Genomic DNA, 18,421 nt, shown 5'->3' on the forward strand with positions numbered 1-18,421 from the left:
GTGTTCTTCGTGGTGGTGCTGCTCGTGTGTTCTTTCTCCGGCGTCTTGGCGGTGTTGGTGGGGGGGGGCGCGCGCCCCCCCCCCCCCCCGCGGGGGTGGCCTCGTCCGTGGTGCGAGGGCCCGGGAAGACGCTCGGCCTCAGCAGTATCCGGTGCGGAGGAAGCCCCGCCCGGACGGGCGGCCCAGGTCCAGCGGGATGTCGGTACGACTGGGAAGACGCTCGAACGACATGTTCGGGACGATGAACTCGCGCCCCGTGTATCCCTCCCGTACGGACTGGGCGGCGGCGGGCTTGCACACGAAGGGGTTGGCGTAGGTGTTGTAGCCGAGCCCGACGCCGGTGTTGAGGAATCCCGCGTCCTGGCACTGGTACAGCACGCCGCGCAGGGCTCCGGCGGTCCTGGGCCCCTGGTACCGGGAGGCGAACGCGCGGAAGCAGGACTTCGAATCGCCGCCGTCGTAGGGGGAGGGGCCGACGGCGGCGAGAGCGCCGAGGAAGTCGCGGTTGCAGCCGATGGCGGCCGACGGGGCCTCCCCCCTTGAGCAGAGCTGTCCTGCTGCAACCGGTCACCTTCTGGAAGGCGCTGACGGCGTCCTCGCGCGGGCCGAGCCGGGAGTAGGCGTGGACGAGTGCGGTCTGGGCCGCGAGCGGGTACGCCCCGGTGTCGCCGAACTTCTCGTCGAGCAGCCGGAACCATGTCTCGAACGCCGGCACGTTGGCCCGGACGCCGGCCGGCAGGGTGAAGACCTCCAGATCGGTCGGGGTGTCCCAGGTGTCCAGGCCCGGGTAGCCGACGTAGGACAGGACGCCGATGCCGACCTTCGCGGGGCGGTTGCCGTACCGGTGACGCAGTTCCAGGTAGCGCTCCAGGTTGGTGCTGGAGGCGGTCCACGCGTACCAGAAGCCCGGGGGGTACAGCGAGGTGCCGCCGCGCGCGTGCGTGGTGCCGAACAGGGACGGTGAGACGCAGCGGACCTGCCGGGCGTTCCACGCGGCTCTGTACTGCCCGGGTGTGGAGAGGCATTTTGCCTGTGCGCGCGGCGCCGCGCGCCCCGGTTCGGACGACGCGCTCTGTCCGCTTCCCAGGACGAGAGCGCAGACGGCGAGGGTGACGAGCAGCGGCCTGCCGAGGCCGGCTCGCGGACGTGCGAGACGCATGGGCGCTCCCTGGAGCTCGATGGGTCGGTTCGTGCGGGCCGGCCGGGCACGGGCCGGCCAGGCACGTGATCAGTCTGTCCAGGCCCGTGGTGCCGGGCGATCCCATTGCTCCGCATGGCGGGCGGGACGGGCCGCGGGTCCGTGCGGTGCCGGCGGGGTGCACGGGCGGCGGCGGCCCGGGGCCGGCCGGTGCCGGTGCCGGAGACCGTGACGCGGCGTCCGGCAGGACTCGTGCGCCCCGGTCCGCGGGGCTCGCCCCAACTTCCGCGCAGCTCACAGGACTTCCGCGCCAACGTTGTCAGATCCGACTGGTCTACACCCTTGACTGGTACAGACCAAAGCGGTTGAGTGTGGCCCCACACCCCCCACCGTGGCCGCCCCGGATGCCGTGACCGACCCCCTCGGCGCGTGCGCGCAAGGCTTGGACCCTGCCTCCGGTGCGGCCTGGCACCGCAAAGGAACTGATCCTGTGTCGAAGCGCCGCCTCTCCGCCCTCCTGGCCGCGATCGTGGTCGGAACCGCCGCACCGGTACTGCTGCCGGCAGCCGGTGCTTCCGCCGCGTCCTGTTCCAGCTATCCGAACTGGGTGGCCGGCAGGTCGTACGCCGCCGGCAACATCGTCCGCTACACCGACGGCAAGGCCTACATCGCCGAGCACGACAACCCGGGCTACGACCCGGTCATCAGCACCTGGTACTGGGAGCCCTACGCCTGTGACGGTGGCTCCACGAACCCCTCCGGGTTCGTCGTGAGCGAGGCGCAGTTCAACCAGATGTTCCCGAACCGGAACTCCTTCTACAGCTACAACGGCCTCAAGGCCGCGCTGAGTTCCTACCCGGGCTTCGCCAACTCCGGCAGCGACACCGTCAAGAAGCAGGAAGCCGCGGCCTTCCTCGCCAACGTCAACCACGAGACCGGCGGACTCGTCTACGTGGTGGAGCAGAACACCGCCAACTACCCGCACTACTGCGACTGGAGCCAGCCCTACGGCTGCCCGGCCGGACAGTCCGCCTACTACGGCCGGGGACCGATCCAGCTCAGCTGGAACTTCAACTACAAGGCCGCCGGCGACGCGTTGGGCATCGACCTGCTCAACAACCCGAACCTCGTCCAGACCGACTCCTCCGTCGCCTGGAAGACGGGGCTCTGGTACTGGAACACGCAGTCGGGACCCGGCACGATGACGCCGCACAACGCGATGGTCAACAGTGCCGGATTCGGCCAGACCATCCGCAGCATCAACGGCTCCCTGGAGTGCGACGGCAGGAACCCCGCGCAGGTGCAGAGCCGCGTGGACGCCTACCAGCGTTTCGTACAGATCCTGGGCACCTCGGCGGGCGCCAACCTCTACTGCTGACCGACACCCCCCGGGTCCGGCCGGCCGCCCTCGTTGACCGCGTCGTCGCGGGCGCGGCCGGCCCACGGCGTTCCGCGGTGACACCGCAGGTCGGCGACGGGGGCCACCACCGGCGCGGCGCCGCCCGCGCGGTGCCGCGGTCCGTCTCGCCCCCGCGCGGCCGTGGCACCTCCTCACTCGCGGTGCTCCGGACGGCCGGCGCCGCGAACTGCCGGCCCTCGCCGGAGAGAATGACGCGTTATCTCCGGCGAGGGCCGGGCCCCTTCGTCCCGGGGCAACCATGCGCATGCGGTATTCGTCCCCTCTTGTGGCTGTGGTACGTCCGACGGCCGAACCCCCCACAGGCATGGCGAGCGAAAGAGACCGCATGCTCCGTATCCACTTCACGTCGTACGACCTCCAGAACATCCGAGTGGCCCGTCAACCCGATCCTCTGTGGGAACTGATGTGCAGTGTGTGCCGGCTGGAGACCGGCCAGGGATCACTCGAATTCGGGCACTGGCGCCGCTCCGTCTCCCAGCGGTTCGCGGGTGACTCGACCCTCGGCCGAGCGCTGCGCCCCTTACGGGCCCTGATCCCCTCGACCGGCTACATTCCGGACTTCCTCACCCCTCCGGTCACCGGCGGCGGACTGTCGGCCGGCCTCGACCAGCTGCTGCAAACCCCGCGCACGCAACTGGTCCGTGAGATGTCCCGGCTGGCCGAGTCCCGTCCCGTCCCGACCTGGGCCACCTCCCTGGGCCGCCCGGGCGGCGACGCGCTCAAGTCCCTGGCGAACGCCCTGGGCATCTACTTCCGCGGCCTGCTGGAACCCCACTGGCCGCACATCCGCTCGGCGGTGGGCAACGATGTCGGGGTCCGCTCCCGCGCCCTGCTCGACGGCGGCACCCAGGCGCTGCTGGAGAGCCTGCGCCCGATGGCGCGCTGGTACGCGCCGGTGCTCGAAGTGAACTATCCCGTCGAGCGGGATCTCCATCTGGAGGGCCGGGGGCTGCTCCTCGTGCCCTCCTACTTCTGCTGGCGCAGGCCCACCGCGCTGGCGGACCCCGGGCTCGACCCCGTACTCGTCTACCCGGTGGCGAAGACACCCCTGGCCCTCGCGGACGGCACGGACGACGGGGTCGAACGCCTACTGGGCCGCACCCGCGCCGCGGTGCTGACCGAGGTCGCCGGACAGAGCGCCCGCACCACCTCCGAGGTGGCCGCGGCGGTGGGGATCGCGCTGCCCAGCGCCAGCTACCAGATCGGCGTACTGCGCGACGGGGGCCTGGTGGCCAGCCACCGCGACGGCAAGTACGTCCTGCACACGGCCACCCTGCTGGGCCTGCGGCTGCTCGGCACCAGCCCGCGGATCCGGGCGAGGGAGCCGCGCCCCGTGCGGTGAGCGGTCGCCGGGGCGTGGCATGATCGGGGCCATGCTTGAACGTGTGGTGGCCGCCTGTGACGGGGCTTCGAAGGGGAACCCGGGACCGGCCGGATGGGCGTGGGTCGTCGCCGACGGCGACGAGACACCGACCCGCTGGGAGGCCGGCCCGCTGGGCAGGGCGACCAACAACGTCGCCGAACTCACCGCACTGGAGCGCCTGTTGACGGCGATGGCGCCGGAGGTCCCGCTCGAGATCCGGATGGACTCGCAGTACGCGATGAAGGCCGTCACGACATGGCTGCCCGGTTGGAAGCGCAAGGGATGGAAGACGGCCGCCGGCAAGCCGGTCGCCAACCAGGAGCTCGTCGCGCGCATCGACGAGCTCCTCGACGGCCGCACCGTGGAGTTCCGCTACGTCCCCGCCCACCAGGTCGACGGCGACCGGCTCAACGACTTCGCCGACCGCGCCGCGAGCCAGGCCGCCGTCGTCCAGCAGCCCGCGGGAAGCGACCTCGGCTCCCCGGAGCCCCCGGCGTCCCCCGACACCCCCACTACCTCGGGCGCCGTGCGTCGGGGTGCGGCGGCCAAGCCGCCCCGCCAGGGGACGGCGACCGCGCGACAGGGCGCGTCGGCCCGCACGATCAAGGCCAAGTTCCCCGGCCGCTGCGTCTGCGGACGCTCCTACGCGGCGGGTGAGTCCATCGCCAAGAACGGCCAGGGCTGGGGGCATCCCGAGTGCCGCACGTCCGAGACGAGCGACGTCTAGTACCTCTGTAGCCCTTCGGGGCGCGCGGGACCGGTCATCCGTGGGGCGGCCGGTGCGGTGGCCCCGTCGTGAGCGAGGCCACCGCACGGTGCCCGGCGTCGGCAGGGGAGTGCCTCGGCCGGGCGGTCCCTCGGTTCAGGCGACGTCGAACGTGTAGAACGCGGTGTGGTCCAGCAGGTCCGAGGGGCGTACGTCGTTCCACGGCTTCATCGTCTCGCCGAGGTCGACGACGTCGGGCGTACCGGAGAGCGGCAGGTAGCCGGAGCCGGGGTGACGGCGCTGCCACTCGGCCCAGAGCTTGTCTATGTAGGCGTGGTGGAGCCAGAACACCGGGTCGTTGGGGGAGACACCGGTGGCCATCTGGCCACCGACCCAGACGTGCACCCGGTTGTGGAGGTTGACGCCGCGCCAGCCTTCGAGGTGATTGCGGAAGCCGTCCGAGGCGCTGTTCCACGGCGCCGTGTCGTACGTGGCCATCCCGAGCACGGACTCCACCTCCGCGCGGGTCGGCAGCTCCCGGACGCCGGTGCCGAGCGAACGCCTCAGGTACGTACGGCTGTCGACGCGCACGTTGACCGTCCAGTTGCCGGCGGAGGCCGCGAAGGGACCGTCCGTCACCCGGCCGTCCAGGCTGCGGCCGGTGCCGCCGAGGAAGTCCGGTGCCCACAGGGAGGAGCGGGTCGAACGGTCGGTGCTCCAGTCCCAGTACGGCAGGGCGACCGAGGCGTCCACGGACTGCAGGGCCCGTTCGAACTCCAGCAGGAATCTGCGGTGCCAGGGCAGGAACGAAGGCGAACGATGGCCCGTCCGCTCGCCGTTGTCGGTGTCGCCCATGATGAAGGCGTTGTGCGTGGTGACGAAGGCGTCGTACCGGCCACTGCGCTTGAGCTGGAGGAGCGCGTCGACGAGGCGCCGCTTCTCGTCGGCGGAGAGGTTCGCCTGGTTCTTGCGTACGGTCATGTGCGGGACTCCACGGTCTGCTGTGTGGTGCTGAGGTGCGGTTGGCGTCGCTGCGTGCGGACGCGGTCAGGCGAGGGGGACGAGAGGCGCGCCCTGCAACTCCACGACCGCGGCGCGGGCGGCGGCGCGCGGGGTGGCCACCGGGTCGTAGTGGCTGACGACGCTGATCCAGCTGCCGTCCGCGTTCTGCATCACGTGCAGTTCCGCCCCGTCGATGAACACGCCGTAGCCGGCGCCGTGATGGTGACCGCCGCCTCCGGCGCGGCCCTCGATCCGGCGGCCCCGGTAGACCTCGTCGAAGGGCGCGGGCCCGTCGTGGTGTCCGGCGGCCGGTGTCGCGGCCGAGGCCGAGGCCGAGGTGGCGGTGAGGGCCTGGCCGCCGGCCACGGCGGCGAGGGCGGCCGCGGCCCCGAGCGCACGGCGACGAGTGAGTTCCGGCATGCGGATTCCTCCTGGGATCAGCTCCGTTGATGACCTGACATGCCTATCGGTTCGTAGGAGAAAGGGAGAAATCGCTGAATGTCGGTTGGCTGTGATCCGGACAATTGGCGAGATGTCGTCCAAGGTTGAACGAAGATGATCTTGCTGTCGGGGCCGCCCGTGACCGCCCGGAAACCGGAATTCCTCCGGTCGGTCCGCGCGTCGTCGGCGATCTTGCGGAGTCGGCGCCCGCCGAGTGGCGCGGCTCACGCCGTCAGGCTGGCGCGAACCGTGAGACCCGGCGACCTCCGTCGCCCCTGCTACCCTTCGTGTCCAATCGACAGCTCTGTGTGACACTTGGGAGTGCGCGTGAAGATCGCGTGCGTCGGCGGCGGACCGGCCGGCCTCTACTTCTCGATCCTGATGAAGCGCCAGGACCCGTCCCACGACATCACCGTCCACGAACGCAACCCGGCCGGATCGACCTACGGCTGGGGGGTGACGTACTGGGCGGCCCTGCTCGACAAGCTCCACGAGGGCGACCCCGAGTCCGCGCGCGCCGTCCGGGCGAACTCGGTCCGCTGGAGCGACGGGGTCGCCCACATCGGCGGCGAGAGGACGGTGCACCACGGTGACGAGGGGTTCGGCATCGGCCGCCGGCTCCTGCTCGACCTGCTCGCGGAGCGCGCGCGATCGCTGGGGGTGCGCATCGAGTACGAGCACGAGGTCACCCCCGACCGGATGCCCGAGGCCGATCTCGTCGTCGCCTGCGACGGGGTCCACAGCGCGCTGCGCGAGGCCCACGCCGACCACTTCGGCAGCGACGTCACCCTCGGCCGCAACGTCTACATCTGGCTCGGCACCACCAAGGTCTTCGACTCCTTCACCTTCGCCTTCGTGGAGACGGAGCACGGCTGGATCTGGTGCTACGCCTACCGGTTCGGCGAGGACCACAGCACCTGCGTCGTCGAGTGCTCACCGGAGACCTGGACCGGCCTCGGGCTCGACCGGGCCGGCGAGGCCGACGGTCTCGCCCTGCTGGAGAAGATCTTCGCCGACGTCCTCGACGGGCACGGCCTGATCGGGCGGGAGCACGCCGACGGCAGTGCCCGGTGGCTGCACTTCCGCACCCTGACCAACCGCACCTGGCACCGCGGCAACCTGGTCCTGCTCGGCGACGCCGCCCACACCACGCACTACTCGATCGGCGCCGGCACCACGCTCGCACTGGAGGACGCCATCGCCCTGGCCGGAGCCCTGGGCGAGCCGGGCGATCCGTCCACCGCGCTGGCCCGTTACGAACAGGAGCGCAGGACCGCGCTCCTGTCGGTCCAGAGCGCCGCCCGGCACAGCGCCCAGTGGTACGAGAACCTGCCGCGGTACGTCCGCCTTCCGGCGGCGCAGATGTTCGCCCTGCTCGGCCAACGGCACTCTCCGCTGCTCCCGTACGTACCGCCGCAGCTGTACTACCGGATCGACCGCGCCGCCGGGCGACTGGAGGCGCTGCGCCGTTTCAAACGCTGGCTGGGACCGCGCGTGGCGCGCACGGTGCAGGCCCGCTCGCGCCGGTAGCCATCCGCCGGGGCACGGGCGCGCGTTGAGTGAATAGTGATTCACCCATTATGGTGAATTCCTATTCACCTACTTATTCGCGCGTCTACTCCTGGAGTGTTCATGGCGGCACTGCGTGACCGACTGACCGTGCCGGTCCTCGCACTCGGCGGGAGCCTCATGGCCGTCATGCAGGTCGTGGTGGTGCCGCTGCTCCCCGACCTGCCGCGGCTCACGGGAGCGTCGGCGGGCGCGGTGTCCTGGATGGTGACGGCGACGCTGCTGACCGGCGCCGTCCTGAACCCCGTACTGGGGCGCGCCGGCGACATGTACGGCAAGAAACGCGTCCTGCTGCTCGCCCTCGGGATGATGACGGTCGGGTCGCTGATGTGCGCACTCACGTCCGACATCCGGGTGCTCATCGTGGCGCGCGCCCTCCAGGGCGCGGCGGCCGCCGTCGTGCCGTTGTCGATCAGCCTGCTGAGGGACGAACTGCCGCCCGAGCGCACCGGTTCCGCGGTGGCGCTGATGAGTTCCACCGTGGGGATCGGCGCCGCCCTCGGGCTGCCGCTCGCCGCGATGGTGGTCCAGTACGCCAACTGGCACGTCATGTTCTGGGGGACGACCGTGATCGGCGCCCTCGGGACCGTCCTGGCCTGGTGGGCGGTGCGCGAGTCGCCCGTCCGTGAGCCGGGCCGCTTCGACAGTCTCGGCGCGCTGGGCCTGGCCGTCGGGCTCACCTGCCTGCTGATGGGCGTGTCGCAGGGCGGCCAGTGGGGCTGGACCAGCCCCACGATCCTGGGCCTGTTCGCCGGCAGCGTCGCCGTTCTCGGTCTGTGGTGGACACAGCAGCTGCGCGCCGAACGACCGCTGGTCGACCTGAAGCTGGCCACCAGCCCCAAGGTCGCCCTTCCGCACATCGCCGCGCTGCTCACCGGATTCGCCTTCTACGCCAACTCGCTGGTGACCGCCCAGCTGGTGCAGGCGCCGAAGGCGACCGGTTACGGACTCGGCCTGTCCATCGTCGCGACGGGCGTGTGCCTGCTGCCGGGCGGCGTGACCATGCTGCTGCTCTCCCCGGTGTCGGCGCGCGTCTCGGCGGCCCGCGGCGCCCGGGTGACGCTGGCGATAGGGACCGTGATCATCGCCTTCGGCTACGGCATCCGCATCCTCGACAGCCGAGACCTGTGGGTGGTCGTCCTGGGCTCCGCGGTCTGCGCGACGGGCACCACCTTCGCCTACTCCGCGCTGCCCACCCTGATCCTGCGGGCCGTCCCCGCGGGGCAGACGGCGTCCGCCAACGGCGTCAACGTGCTCATGCGCACCATCGGACAGGCCGTGAGCAGCGCCGCGGTGGCCGCGATCCTCGTCCACCACACGAGCCTGATCGGGGGCGCGCCGATCCCGACCCTGCACGGCTATCTGCTGGCCTTCGCCATGGCCGGTACGGTCGCCCTGGTGGCCTGCGCCGCCTCCCTCGCCATTCCCGCGGACCCCCCGTCCCGCGGCGTCCGGCGGGCCTCGGGCACCACGGAGGCGCCCCGGGACGGAGCACTGGAAGGAGCGTGAGTGCCGTGTCCGTCCCATCCCCCGGACCGGCGGCGGCCCCGGGTGCCGTCCAGCGCCGTGACGCCGAGGCCACGAAGGCGGCGATCCTGCGCGCGGCCCGTCACCTCATGGCACGTCACGCGCACACGGACATCACCCTCAGGACGGTCGCCGACCGGGCCGGTGTGAGCGCGCCGCTGATCCTCAAGTACTTCGGGAACAAGGACGCGCTGTTCGCACGGGTGATGTCCTTCGAGACGGACGCCGCCGCCCTGCTGGACGCGCCGCTGGAGGACCTCGGCCCGCACATGGTCCGCCATCTGCTGGTCGGCCAGACCGAGCGTGGCGCCGACCCCGTCCTGCGGATCGTCTTCGCCCCGCTCCAGGGGGAGCAGGGCGACATACTGCGCGCCAACTTCCGTACGCAGGTCAGTGATCAGCTGGCCGCGCGCCTCGACGGTCCCGACGCCGGCCTGCGCGCCGAACTCGCCGTCGGCACCCTGTTGGGACTCGGCGTGATGTACGGCATCGCGCGCGGCTCCCGGCTGCGGGCGACCCCGATCGAGGACATCGTCGAGCGGTACGGCCCTACGGTGCAGGCGCTGCTGACGCCGTAGGACGGCTGCCGGTGTTCCCTGCGCGGGACACCACGGGTTCCGCGGGAGCGGGGGCCGCCGCGTGGTCTCAGTTCACCCCGTGCGGGCGGAACTGGACGCTGATCCGCGGTCCGGCCGCACGTGCCGTCTTGGGCACGGCGTGCTCCCAGGTGCGCTGACAGGAGCCGCCCATCACGATGAGGTCGCCGTGGCCGAGGGGCCGGCGCACGGTGGCTCCGCCCTGGCGCGGGCGCAGCAGGAGGTCACGCGGGGCGCCCACGGAGAGGATCGCGACCATCGTGTCCTCCCGTGCGCCCCGGCCGATGCGGTCCCCGTGCCAGGCCACACTGTCCCGGCCGTCCCGGTAGTAGCACAGGCCCGCGGTGGTGAACGGCTCGCCGAGCTCCTCGGCGTAGTGAGCGGACAGGGCGGCCCGTGCTTCGTCGAGGATCGGGTGGGGCAGCGCGTCGCCCGACCCGTAGTACGAGAGCAGCCGCGGTACGTCCACCACGTGCTCGTACATCTGCCTCCGCTCCGCCCGCCACGGCACCTCGGCGACGAGCCGTTCGAAGAGCGCGCCGGCCCCGCCGAGCCACCCGGGCAGCAGGTCGATCCAGGCCCCGGCGCCCAGCACGGTCCGGCGCGTCGCGGTCAGCGGAGCGAGGTGCAGCTCGTCGGTCTGGTCGAAGAGCGAGCCCTGGAGATGCGTGGACATGGGTCCAGCGTACTCCGTATTCGAATGTACGTTCCATTGCGAGGTTTCCTCGTGACGGTGCCGTCCGCCGCCGACCGGAGATGCTGCGACATCGGTCACATGTGCCGGTCGGGGCCATTCGTGGGGCAACCCTTCTCGTCGCTCAGTCATCTGTTCGGGAGACGTACAGCCGGTCACGCCTCGGTCACCGAGAAGTGAACTTTTGTAAAGAGATCACCTCGAAGCCCGTAAAAGGGATCTTCTTCCTTTACATGGACATGGCAAATCGGTGAGGGTTTCACCTCGGGGCCCGACAGCCCCCACGGCGTTCAACGGCGCCGTGTGCCACAGCGGTTGGCGTCGCCTGCCGCCCCTGTCCGAAGGAACTCAGTGCGTAGACCCCACATACGCCGCACGGCGATCGCCGTCGTGGTGACGACGGCCGTCACGCTCCCGGTGGCCCCCGCTTTCGCCGCGGCCCCCGACTCGCCCGCCCGCCCCGCGACTTCGGCCTCGTCGCCGGTCGACGCGGCCCGGGCCGCGGCCTTCGCCCACGCGTCGGCCACCGGGGTCGGTCCCGGCGACACCCTGCGGGCCACGGACGTCATGACGGACCCGGACGGCAAGCAGCACGTCCGTTTCGTCCGCAGCCACCAGGGGCTCTTGGTGCTCGGCGGCGACCTCGTGATCCATCTCGGCGGGCAGTCGGCCTATCTCGGGGTGACCCGCGCCGCCGACCACCGCGTCGAGCCGTCCACCACCGAGGCGAAGCTCACCGCCGGGCAGGCCGAGCGGAAGGCCGCCGCGGCCGCCGAGGGCGAGGCGGGAGCCGCTCAACTGGTCGTGGACGCCCGGGACGGCGCGGCCGTCCTCGCCTACCGGGTGCGGGTCTCGGACAGCGACAGCACGTCGGCCGGCGGTTCCCGCACGGTCGTCGTGGACGCGCGGACCGGCCGGATCCGCAGCAACAACCCCGACAGCGACGAGTTCATATCGCCGTCGCTGCGGGAGAAGCTGCGTGAGCGGGGCGAGACGGCGGACCCCGCGACGGACACCGCCGCGCGGCCCACCAGTCTCTTCGCGGCGACGGCGGCAGCGGCGGTTCATTACCCGGTCACCGCCACCGGCAGCGGAGCGTCCCTCTTCGTCGGGAAGGTGACGCTGACCACCACCCGTACCGCGCGCACCAGTTACCTCCTCAAGGACCCGACCCGGTGGAACACCGAGACCCGGGACGCGGGCGGCCAGGAGCTGGAATCCTTCGCGCGGGGCAAGAAGTTCACCAGCACCACCGACAAGTGGGGCACCGGCACCACGGCCAACCGGGCCACCGTCGCGGTCGATGCGCAGTACGGCGTGACCAAGACGCTGGACTTCTACAAGAAGACCTTCGGCCGCAAGGGCATCAAGAACAACGGCACCGGCGCCCGCGCGATGGTCCACTTCGGCAGGAAGGTCGGCAACGCCTTCTGGGATTCGGCGTGCGGCTGCATGCTGTACGGCGACGGTGACGGCGCCATGTTCAAGAAGCCGCTGGTCGTCCTGGACGTCACCGGACACGAACTGACCCACGGCGTCGTCGACGCCACCGCCGCCCTCGAACCCACCCGGGTGGACCGGTACGGCAACCAGTACGGCGAACCGGGGGCCCTGAACGAGTCGCTCGCCGACATCTTCGGCTCGAACGTCGAGTTCACCGCGAACAACCCGAAGAACCCGCCGAACTACCTCATGGGCGAGAAGCTGGGCCTCGCCCAGAAGTTCCTGCGCCGTCTCGACCACCCCTCCCTCGACAGGCTGGAGGGCACGATCGACTACTGGTCGCCCGCGGCCCGCGACACCGAGGTCCACGCGGGCTCGGGCGTCTCCTCGCACGCCTACTACCTGCTCGCCGAGGGCAGTGGCCGCAAGACGATCGGGGCGGTGAAGTACGAGTCGCCGACGTTCGACGGTTCGTCCGTGACCGGCATCGGCCGGGCCAAGGCCACCGCGATCTTCTATCGCGCGCTGACCCGCTACATGGTCTCCACGACCGACTTCCACGACGCGCGCACCGCCACGCTCAAGGCCGCCGCGGACCTGTACGGCGCGACCGGTGCCGAGCACCGGGCCGTGGACAGGGCGTGGGCCGCCGTCAACGTGACGGCCGCCAACACCCCCGCCGCCGGTCACTGACACGGCACACGGCGGTGACGCGGCACGCGAAGGGGCCCCGCCGCTCGGCGGGGCCCCTTCGGCGTCCTGTCTCAGTGCTGCTGCGCCTTCTGCGGTGTCACCTCGCTGGGGCGCACGACGACCACGCCCTCGCCCTCCAGCTTCAGCTGCACGGCCTCGCCGGAACCCCCGCGGATCATCGACCCGATGGACTGGGAGCGGTGCAGCGAGGTGTGCAGATGGGCGGTCCAGCCCACGACCGCGTCCGTGTCGACGAACACCGGCTGCTCCGGGGACACCGGGATGACCAGCGGGTTCCCGTCGCAGATCAGGCCCAGTCGGCCGTGCCCGGTGAACACGCTGTTGAACAGGCCGCCGCCGGTGATGCCCGCGCCCTTCACGGTCTTTATCTCGTACGACAGCGTGGAGTCGAAGCACAGGACGTTGCGGCCGTTGACGGTGAAGACGTCACCCGGCTCGATGTCGACGATGAAACAGTTCTGCGCCTCGTGCGCGAACCAGGCCTCGCCCTGCCCGCGCACGGTCATCAGCGGAAGTCCCTCGCCGGTGACCGCCCGCTTGAGCATGCCGCCCACGCCCTGGCCCTTGCGCTCGAACTGCAGGTTGCCCCGGTAGGCGATCATCGCCCCCTGGCGCGCGAGCATGTCGCCGTTGACGGCGTACTTGATCGACTTGGCGTTCTGGACGGTCATGCCCGGCGTGACGGCGGGCTGCACCATGTGGTCACTGGAGAAAAGATCACCCTTCATGCGGGCATCTTGGCCCGGAGGGTGCCGTTCCGCCAAGATCGTGCACAGGACGGCCCGCCGGGGACGCGCGAAGGGCCGGCCCGGCACCGCCGGACCGGCCTCCTGGACGTCTCGTCAGGCGGCGTCGGCCGTGCCGACCGCGGCGGTGACGTGGGTGATGACCTCGGCGAGCTGGCCGGCGACCTCGGCGTCGTCGACCGGGTGGGTCTCGGCGAAGCGGATCACGGAGCCGGGAACGGAGAGCTTGACGTCCTCGAGGACGCTGGCGCCGGCGATGCCCAGGGCCTTGCGGGCCTCGTCCTGCGCCCACACGCCGCCGAACTGGCCGTAGGCGGTGCCGACCACGGCGACCGGCTTGCCGGTGAAGGCGCTGGCGCCGTAGGGGCGGGACAGCCAGTCGATGGCGTTCTTCAGCACGGCCGTGATGGTGCCGTTGTACTCCGGCGAGAAGAGCAGGAAGGCGTCGGCGCGGCCCGCGGCCTCGCGCAGCGCCACGGCGGCCGCCGGGACACCGCCTTCGACGTCGAGGTCCTCGTTGTAGAAGGGAACCTCGGCGAGGCCCTCGAACAGCTCGATCTCCGTGCCCTCGGGGGCGAGCTTGACGGCCGCCTCCGCGAGCTGGCGGTTGTGGGAGCCGGCGCGCAGGCTGCCGACGAGCGCGAGGATACGTACGGACATGGGGAACTCCCGGGGGACGAAATAGTGCCGTAATAAACCGGACCGAGGTCCGTTTGTTGGTCTGTTCAAGGTTGTATCACCCAAGCGGACCGGGGTCCAGTTGTCCCCGGTTGCCGTTACGCTGTGTTCATGTCCACCCCGCTGCCGCCCTTCCCGAAGGGACCGGAACCCGCCACCCAGCCCGTGCTGCTGGAGCTGGCGTCCGGGCCCGAGGGCCCGCAGCTGCGCGCGGACGCGGCGCGCAACCGCGCCCGGCTGCTGGAGGCGGCGACCCGCCTGGTGGAGGAGCGCGGCGTCGCCAACGTGACGATGGAGGCCGTCGCCGCCGCCGCGTCCGTGGGCAAGGGGACCGTCTTCCGGCGCTTCGGCGACCGCACCGGGCTTCTGATGGCCCTGCTCGACCACACGGAGCGGCAGTTCCAGGCCGCCTTCTTCCGGGGCCCCCCGCCGCTGGGCCCGGGAGCCGCACCGGCGGACCGGCTGCACGCCTTCGGCTGCGGGGTGCTGCGCCAGACCTGCGACCGGCTGGATCTGTACATCGCCGCCGAACCGGACGCCTCCCGCCGTTTCAACTCCGCCCCGTACCGCGTCCGCTTCACCCACGTCGCCATGCTGGTGCGCGAGGCCGTCCCGGCCGCGGACGGCGAACTGCTCGCGCAGACGCTGATGGGCTATCTCGAACCCGCGCTGATCCTCCATCTGACCCGGCAGCGCGGGATGACGGTGGAGCGGCTGGAGTCGGGCTGGCACGACCTGGTGGAGCGGACCACCTGCCCGATGCCGGTTCCGGCCGAGTCCACCGCTTCGCGTCCGCCGGAGGTGAGGGGGCGGGCATGACCTGGCCCCACCCGCCGTCCGGGCGGAGAATACGGGCATGGGACATCACCTTGACGAGGTGAGCGAACCCGCGAGGGTGGCCGGCCCCGGCGAGGACTTCGGCGTGCAGGAGGTGGCCCTCGCCGCCCGGAACCACGGGCTGCCCCTGGAGGCACTGCGCTACGACGTCACCCCGCCCGGGCTCCACTACGTACTGACGCACTACGACATCCCGTACGCCGAGGGCGCCCCCTGGCGGCTCTCGATCGGCGGGCGGGTGCGGCGGCCGCGGGTGCTCGGGACGGCCGAACTGACCTCGTATCCCGCCGTCACCCGACGGGTGACCATGGAGTGCGCCGGCAACGGGCGGGCGCTGCTGACGCCCCGGCCGGTGAGTCAGCCATGGCTGGTCGAGGGCGTGGGCACGGCCGAGTGGACGGGCGTGCCGCTGCGGTTGCTGCTGGCCGAGGCCGGGGTCGGGGATGACGCCGTGGACGTGGTGTTCACCGGAGCCGACCACGGGGTCGAGCGCGGGGTGGAGCAGGACTACCAGCGGGCGCTGCCCGTGGCCACGGCCCTGGGGGACGACCCCGAGGTGCTGGTGGCGTACGGCATGAACGGCGGCCCGCTGCCGCCGCAGCACGGGTTCCCGCTGCGGCTGGTCGTCCCCGGCTGGTACGGGATGGCGCAGGTGAAGTGGCTGCGCGGGATCACCGTGATCGACATACCGTTCGAGGGTTTCCAGCAGGTGGCGGCCTATCGGCTGCGCCAGGACGCGGGGGAGGCGGGGGAGCCGGTCACCCGGATCGCCCCGCGGGCCCTGCTGATTCCGCCCGGCTTTCCCGACTTCATGTCCCGGGCCCGGGTGGTCAGGGAGGGAGTGGTGACGCTGGAGGGGCGAGCCTGGTCGGGGTGGGCGCCGGTGACCGGTGTGGAGGTGAGCACGGACGGGGGCCGGGAGTGGCGGGAGGCGGAGCTGGAACCGGCCGGCGGCCACCGCTGGGCCTGGCGGCGCTGGCGGTTCGCCTGGAGTGCCGCGCCGGGACGGCACACGTTGAACGCGCGGGCCACCGACGCCGAGGGCAACACCCAGCCCCTGAAGCAGCCCTGGAACCGCGGAGGATTCGCCAACAACCTCGTCCAGGACGTTCCCGTCCTGTGCGTGGAGCAGGACTGAACTCCCGGGCGGCCGGGGCTCGTACGCCACCGCCCGCCCGGAGCACGGTCAGTTGAACGGGTCCAGCGTGAGGTAACCCTGTTGGGGGTTGCCGTCGTGGACGAGCGACTCGTAGTTGCCGACGTCGTCGAAGGCGAACGCGTAGGCCTTGCCGTCGGCCATCTGCGCGTGGATCGTGCGGGCGTACTGGTTGGTCACCGTGTCCTGGTAGAAGCCGGCCGGTCCGGTGTCCGGCTGGTTGGGATTGGTCAGCAGCGTCGAGCGGTTGAAGCCCGCGCACAGGGTGCGTGAGATCGGCCCGCGCACCAGGTCGTTGGGGGCGTCGAGCCGCTTGTAGCAGCCGAAGATGCTGTCGGAGTCGGGCTTCTGGAAGCTGGTGACGACCGCTCCGGCACTGTTGGTGAAGTTCATGACACCGCCCGAGACGCGCCCGAAGTACTTCGTGTTCGGCTGGTCGCCGAACGGAGTCACCGTCAGTGTCGACGAACTGTACTTCTGCCACACGCGGTTGACGTAGTCGTCCATGACGGTCGCGGGGAGCGCGCCCGACTCGATGCCGTGACCCGGCGCGAGAGCCCGCAGGACGGTACCGTCCGACCGGGTCTGGATCAGGTTCGCCCAGCCGCCCGGCTGCCCCCGGAGGGCGTTGAAGAACCCGTTGTAGCCGCCGGACTTGAGGTGACCGGTGGTCTTCGTGCTCCCGTCGGCGAGCTGGACCCCCACGGCGTAGGGGGACGAGAACATGTCGACCTGGGTGCTGTTGATCCACAGCCCCGAGTCGTTCAGCGTGTACTCGGACCAGTTGAAGAGGATGTTGCGGTTGGGGTCGCTCGGGTTCTGCACGGCCGGCTGCACCAGGCCGCCGGTGGTCAGCCGGAAGTCGAGCTTCTGGCCGTAGGAGAAGTAGATCCGGCCGGAGAACTTGGGGATGCGGATCGTCTTCGACTGGCCGTTCGCCGGTCCGGGGATCGACGCGTCCGGAGCGGGCGTCGGCGGGTTGCCCCCGGCGGGCCAGGCGTGGAAGGCGCCGTTTCCGTCGGCCCAGCCCTGCTGTCCCGTCGACAGCAGGGTGCCGAGGTCGTAGAGGTAGACGGGGTCGCCGCGGCCGGAGTTGTTGGTGACCTTCAGCGGGATCGTCTCGGGGACCGCGGCTTCGGCCCCGGACGGCGCTCCGAAGGTCAGCAGCGCCGCGGTGAGGGTGGCCGCGGCCACCGCCAAGGCCCGCCATGTGCGCTTTCTGGGCACTCTCTTCCTCCTTGACGTGGGGGTTCCAAGAGGTGGATCACTGCGGACGGAGTTCGTCCGGTTTCTTTGAGAGCGCTCTCAGAATTGCGTCGGGTGGAGTACATGTCAACGATTCACACAGAACTGGTCTGGTCCAAGTGCGGGCGGCCGGGAACCGGACCTCCGCTGGGCCGAGCACTCCAACGGGTCAGCACCGATCGCGGACGCGGAGGCGGGCGCGGAGCATGGAACAGGCCCGTGGACCGGGTTTTGGACCGGCAGGAAGAGGACGAGCTTCATGAGCACACGCACCCACGGTGACCCCCGACGGACCGGCCGCAGCCGTCGGGCCGCGGCCCTCCTGGCCACTTTGACCTGCGGCGCCGCGCTCGTCTCGTGCGGCTCGGACAACGGGAACGACAGCGGCGCCGCTTCGGCGAGCGCCCGTCCCTCGGCGCCGGTCACGGGGTCGTTCTCCGGCAGCGCGCCGTCCGCCATGGCGTCGGCCGCCTCGTCGGCCGTGGCCTCCGCCCAGTCCTCGGCGTCGGCGGCGGCCTCGTCCCTGTCCGCCGCGGCGTCGGAGTTCGCGGCGTCCGTCTCGGCCGACACCGCCCGGGCGAGCGCTGCGGCGGAGGCCGAGCTGAAGAAGGTGCAGGGCGGCGGGAACGCGAGGTCCGAGGTCGCGATGACGGGCCTGCCCAGGGGACAGACCGGCGGGCTGCTCGCGGTGCTCGTGAGCATCACCAACAAGACGGACAAGAAGGCCTCGTACGCCGTGCAGGTCGACTTCGAGGACGCGAAGGGCAAGGTCGTCGAGACCCGGTTCGTCGGTGCGGAGAACCTCCGACCGGGCAAGCGTGCCCAGCCCGTCGCCATCAGCAGACAGCCCACCACACCCCAGCTGACCCCGCGTCTGAAGAAGGCCCAGCGCTACTGACCGGGCATGCCCCGCCCGCCGCCGGCTCCCCCTCCCGGGTGATGACGGCGGCGCCGTCGCCCGGGACGCGCGCCGTTCCGGCCGGCCCCGCCCGGGAGTGGTCGCGCACCGACCACGACCATCCGCCCCGCGGACGGGTTCGCCGGCCGGGTCGCAGCCGCCGCGGCTGACACGCCGCCGGGAGGGTGCCGCGCCCGCCGGGCCGCTGCGCCGACGCTCCACCGCGCCCACGTCATGGCGCCGGTGTC

The 18,421-nt window shown here is 71.4% G+C and carries 17 protein-coding genes; 10 read left to right on the plus strand and 7 right to left on the minus strand.

Annotation, left to right across the window (positions count from 1 at the left end):
• Nucleotides 1-138 precede the first annotated feature (138 nt).
• On the minus strand, nucleotides 139-378 hold the full coding sequence (locus ACFV2J_RS00725; protein WP_385090968.1) for a hypothetical protein: 240 nt from the start codon (nucleotides 376-378) through the stop codon (nucleotides 139-141).
• A 1,250-nt stretch (nucleotides 379-1,628) separates the two neighbouring features.
• Here ACFV2J_RS00725 and ACFV2J_RS00730 point away from each other — a divergent pair.
• The 3 genes from ACFV2J_RS00730 to ACFV2J_RS00740 all read left to right on the plus strand — a co-directional run bounded on the left by ACFV2J_RS00730 (nucleotide 1,629) and on the right by ACFV2J_RS00740 (nucleotide 4,648).
• A complete protein-coding gene (locus tag ACFV2J_RS00730) occupies nucleotides 1,629-2,516 on the plus strand; it encodes a glycoside hydrolase family 19 protein (protein ID WP_385090965.1) in 888 nt (295 codons plus the stop codon).
• Between the two features lie 367 nt (nucleotides 2,517-2,883).
• Nucleotides 2,884-3,900, plus strand: a complete 1,017-nt coding sequence (locus ACFV2J_RS00735; RefSeq protein WP_385098013.1) for a helix-turn-helix domain-containing protein — start codon at nucleotides 2,884-2,886, stop codon at nucleotides 3,898-3,900.
• 19 nt (nucleotides 3,901-3,919) lie between these two features.
• A complete protein-coding gene (locus ACFV2J_RS00740; RefSeq protein ID WP_385436797.1) occupies nucleotides 3,920-4,648 on the plus strand; it encodes a ribonuclease H in 729 nt (242 codons plus the stop codon).
• Between the two features lie 135 nt (nucleotides 4,649-4,783).
• On the opposite strand, the gene ACFV2J_RS00745 is transcribed toward ACFV2J_RS00740, so the two are convergent.
• Complete coding sequence (locus tag ACFV2J_RS00745) at nucleotides 4,784-5,608, minus strand: tyrosinase family protein (protein ID WP_385089330.1); 825 nt, start codon at nucleotides 5,606-5,608, stop codon at nucleotides 4,784-4,786.
• Nucleotides 5,609-5,674: 66 nt separating this feature from the next.
• Nucleotides 5,675-6,049 (minus strand): tyrosinase family oxidase copper chaperone, encoded by a 375-nt coding sequence (locus tag ACFV2J_RS00750; RefSeq protein WP_385089333.1) that lies wholly within the window; start codon nucleotides 6,047-6,049, stop codon nucleotides 5,675-5,677.
• Nucleotides 6,050-6,397: 348 nt separating this feature from the next.
• Here ACFV2J_RS00750 and ACFV2J_RS00755 point away from each other — a divergent pair, with 348 nt between their 5' ends.
• The 3 genes from ACFV2J_RS00755 to ACFV2J_RS00765 all read left to right on the plus strand — a co-directional run bounded on the left by ACFV2J_RS00755 (nucleotide 6,398) and on the right by ACFV2J_RS00765 (nucleotide 9,744).
• Nucleotides 6,398-7,600 carry an FAD-dependent monooxygenase gene (locus tag ACFV2J_RS00755; protein WP_385089336.1) on the plus strand — a complete coding sequence of 401 codons (1,203 nt, stop codon included), beginning with the start codon at nucleotides 6,398-6,400 and terminating at the stop codon, nucleotides 7,598-7,600.
• 102 nt (nucleotides 7,601-7,702) lie between these two features.
• Complete coding sequence (locus tag ACFV2J_RS00760; RefSeq protein WP_385436800.1) at nucleotides 7,703-9,148, plus strand: MFS transporter; 1,446 nt, start codon at nucleotides 7,703-7,705, stop codon at nucleotides 9,146-9,148.
• Nucleotides 9,145-9,744 (plus strand): TetR family transcriptional regulator, encoded by a 600-nt coding sequence (locus tag ACFV2J_RS00765; RefSeq protein WP_385089345.1) that lies wholly within the window; start codon nucleotides 9,145-9,147, stop codon nucleotides 9,742-9,744. Before ACFV2J_RS00760 ends, ACFV2J_RS00765 begins: the two co-directional genes overlap by 4 nt.
• Nucleotides 9,745-9,811: 67 nt before the next feature.
• Here the strand turns inward: ACFV2J_RS00765 and ACFV2J_RS00770 are convergent, their stop codons facing one another.
• Nucleotides 9,812-10,438: an alpha-ketoglutarate-dependent dioxygenase AlkB gene (locus ACFV2J_RS00770; protein ID WP_385089348.1), complete on the minus strand. Its 627-nt coding sequence runs from the start codon at nucleotides 10,436-10,438 to the stop codon at nucleotides 9,812-9,814.
• 369 nt (nucleotides 10,439-10,807) lie between these two features.
• On the opposite strand from ACFV2J_RS00770, the gene ACFV2J_RS00775 reads away from it, so the two are divergent.
• The gene (locus tag ACFV2J_RS00775) at nucleotides 10,808-12,592 is read left to right on the plus strand and encodes a M4 family metallopeptidase (RefSeq protein ID WP_385089351.1); all 1,785 of its coding nucleotides are present in this window, start codon (nucleotides 10,808-10,810) and stop codon (nucleotides 12,590-12,592) included.
• Between the two features lie 71 nt (nucleotides 12,593-12,663).
• Here the strand turns inward: ACFV2J_RS00775 and ACFV2J_RS00780 are convergent, their stop codons facing one another.
• Both ACFV2J_RS00780 and ACFV2J_RS00785 read right to left on the minus strand, forming a co-directional pair.
• On the minus strand, nucleotides 12,664-13,341 hold the full coding sequence (locus ACFV2J_RS00780; RefSeq protein ID WP_385089353.1) for an AIM24 family protein: 678 nt from the start codon (nucleotides 13,339-13,341) through the stop codon (nucleotides 12,664-12,666).
• A gap of 114 nt (nucleotides 13,342-13,455) precedes the next feature.
• Complete coding sequence (locus tag ACFV2J_RS00785; RefSeq protein ID WP_385089356.1) at nucleotides 13,456-14,019, minus strand: NAD(P)H-dependent oxidoreductase; 564 nt, start codon at nucleotides 14,017-14,019, stop codon at nucleotides 13,456-13,458.
• Between the two features lie 129 nt (nucleotides 14,020-14,148).
• Here ACFV2J_RS00785 and ACFV2J_RS00790 point away from each other — a divergent pair, with 129 nt between their 5' ends.
• Both ACFV2J_RS00790 and ACFV2J_RS00795 read left to right on the plus strand, forming a co-directional pair.
• The gene (locus tag ACFV2J_RS00790) at nucleotides 14,149-14,856 is read left to right on the plus strand and encodes a TetR/AcrR family transcriptional regulator (protein WP_385089359.1); all 708 of its coding nucleotides are present in this window, start codon (nucleotides 14,149-14,151) and stop codon (nucleotides 14,854-14,856) included.
• Nucleotides 14,857-14,893: 37 nt separating this feature from the next.
• A complete protein-coding gene (locus ACFV2J_RS00795) occupies nucleotides 14,894-16,012 on the plus strand; it encodes a sulfite oxidase (RefSeq protein ID WP_385089362.1) in 1,119 nt (372 codons plus the stop codon).
• Nucleotides 16,013-16,060: 48 nt separating this feature from the next.
• Here ACFV2J_RS00795 and ACFV2J_RS00800 read toward each other — a convergent pair whose 3' ends face one another.
• Nucleotides 16,061-17,257, minus strand: coding sequence for a glycoside hydrolase family 64 protein (locus tag ACFV2J_RS00800; RefSeq protein ID WP_385089365.1), 1,197 nt, complete (start codon nucleotides 17,255-17,257; stop codon nucleotides 16,061-16,063).
• 277 nt (nucleotides 17,258-17,534) lie between these two features.
• Between ACFV2J_RS00800 and ACFV2J_RS00805 the strand changes: the two genes are divergently transcribed.
• The gene (locus ACFV2J_RS00805; protein ID WP_385436805.1) at nucleotides 17,535-18,173 is read left to right on the plus strand and encodes a hypothetical protein; all 639 of its coding nucleotides are present in this window, start codon (nucleotides 17,535-17,537) and stop codon (nucleotides 18,171-18,173) included.
• Nucleotides 18,174-18,421 lie beyond the last annotated feature (248 nt).

It is taken from the genome of Streptomyces sp. NPDC059668 (genome assembly GCF_042734135.1).
GTDB lineage: Bacteria > Actinomycetota > Actinomycetes > Streptomycetales > Streptomycetaceae > Streptomyces.

Bases quoted from the DNA above. Each gene is read 5' to 3' on its own strand.
- ACFV2J_RS00750 (WP_385089333.1), bottom strand. From the start codon at position 6,049: ATGCCGGAACTCACTCGTCGCCGTGCGCTCGGGGCCGCGGCCGCCCTC.
- ACFV2J_RS00745 (WP_385089330.1), bottom strand. From the start codon at position 5,608: ATGACCGTACGCAAGAACCAGGCGAACCTCTCCGCCGACGAGAAGCGG.
- ACFV2J_RS00795 (WP_385089362.1), top strand. From the start codon at position 14,894: ATGGGACATCACCTTGACGAGGTGAGCGAACCCGCGAGGGTGGCCGGC.
- ACFV2J_RS00790 (WP_385089359.1), top strand. From the start codon at position 14,149: ATGTCCACCCCGCTGCCGCCCTTCCCGAAGGGACCGGAACCCGCCACC.
- ACFV2J_RS00805 (WP_385436805.1), top strand. From the start codon at position 17,535: ATGAGCACACGCACCCACGGTGACCCCCGACGGACCGGCCGCAGCCGT.
- ACFV2J_RS00780 (WP_385089353.1), bottom strand. From the start codon at position 13,341: ATGAAGGGTGATCTTTTCTCCAGTGACCACATGGTGCAGCCCGCCGTC.
- ACFV2J_RS00735 (WP_385098013.1), top strand. From the start codon at position 2,884: ATGCTCCGTATCCACTTCACGTCGTACGACCTCCAGAACATCCGAGTG.
- ACFV2J_RS00740 (WP_385436797.1), top strand. From the start codon at position 3,920: ATGATCGGGGCCATGCTTGAACGTGTGGTGGCCGCCTGTGACGGGGCT.
- ACFV2J_RS00785 (WP_385089356.1), bottom strand. From the start codon at position 14,019: ATGTCCGTACGTATCCTCGCGCTCGTCGGCAGCCTGCGCGCCGGCTCC.
- ACFV2J_RS00770 (WP_385089348.1), bottom strand. From the start codon at position 10,438: ATGTCCACGCATCTCCAGGGCTCGCTCTTCGACCAGACCGACGAGCTG.
- ACFV2J_RS00760 (WP_385436800.1), top strand. From the start codon at position 7,703: ATGGCGGCACTGCGTGACCGACTGACCGTGCCGGTCCTCGCACTCGGC.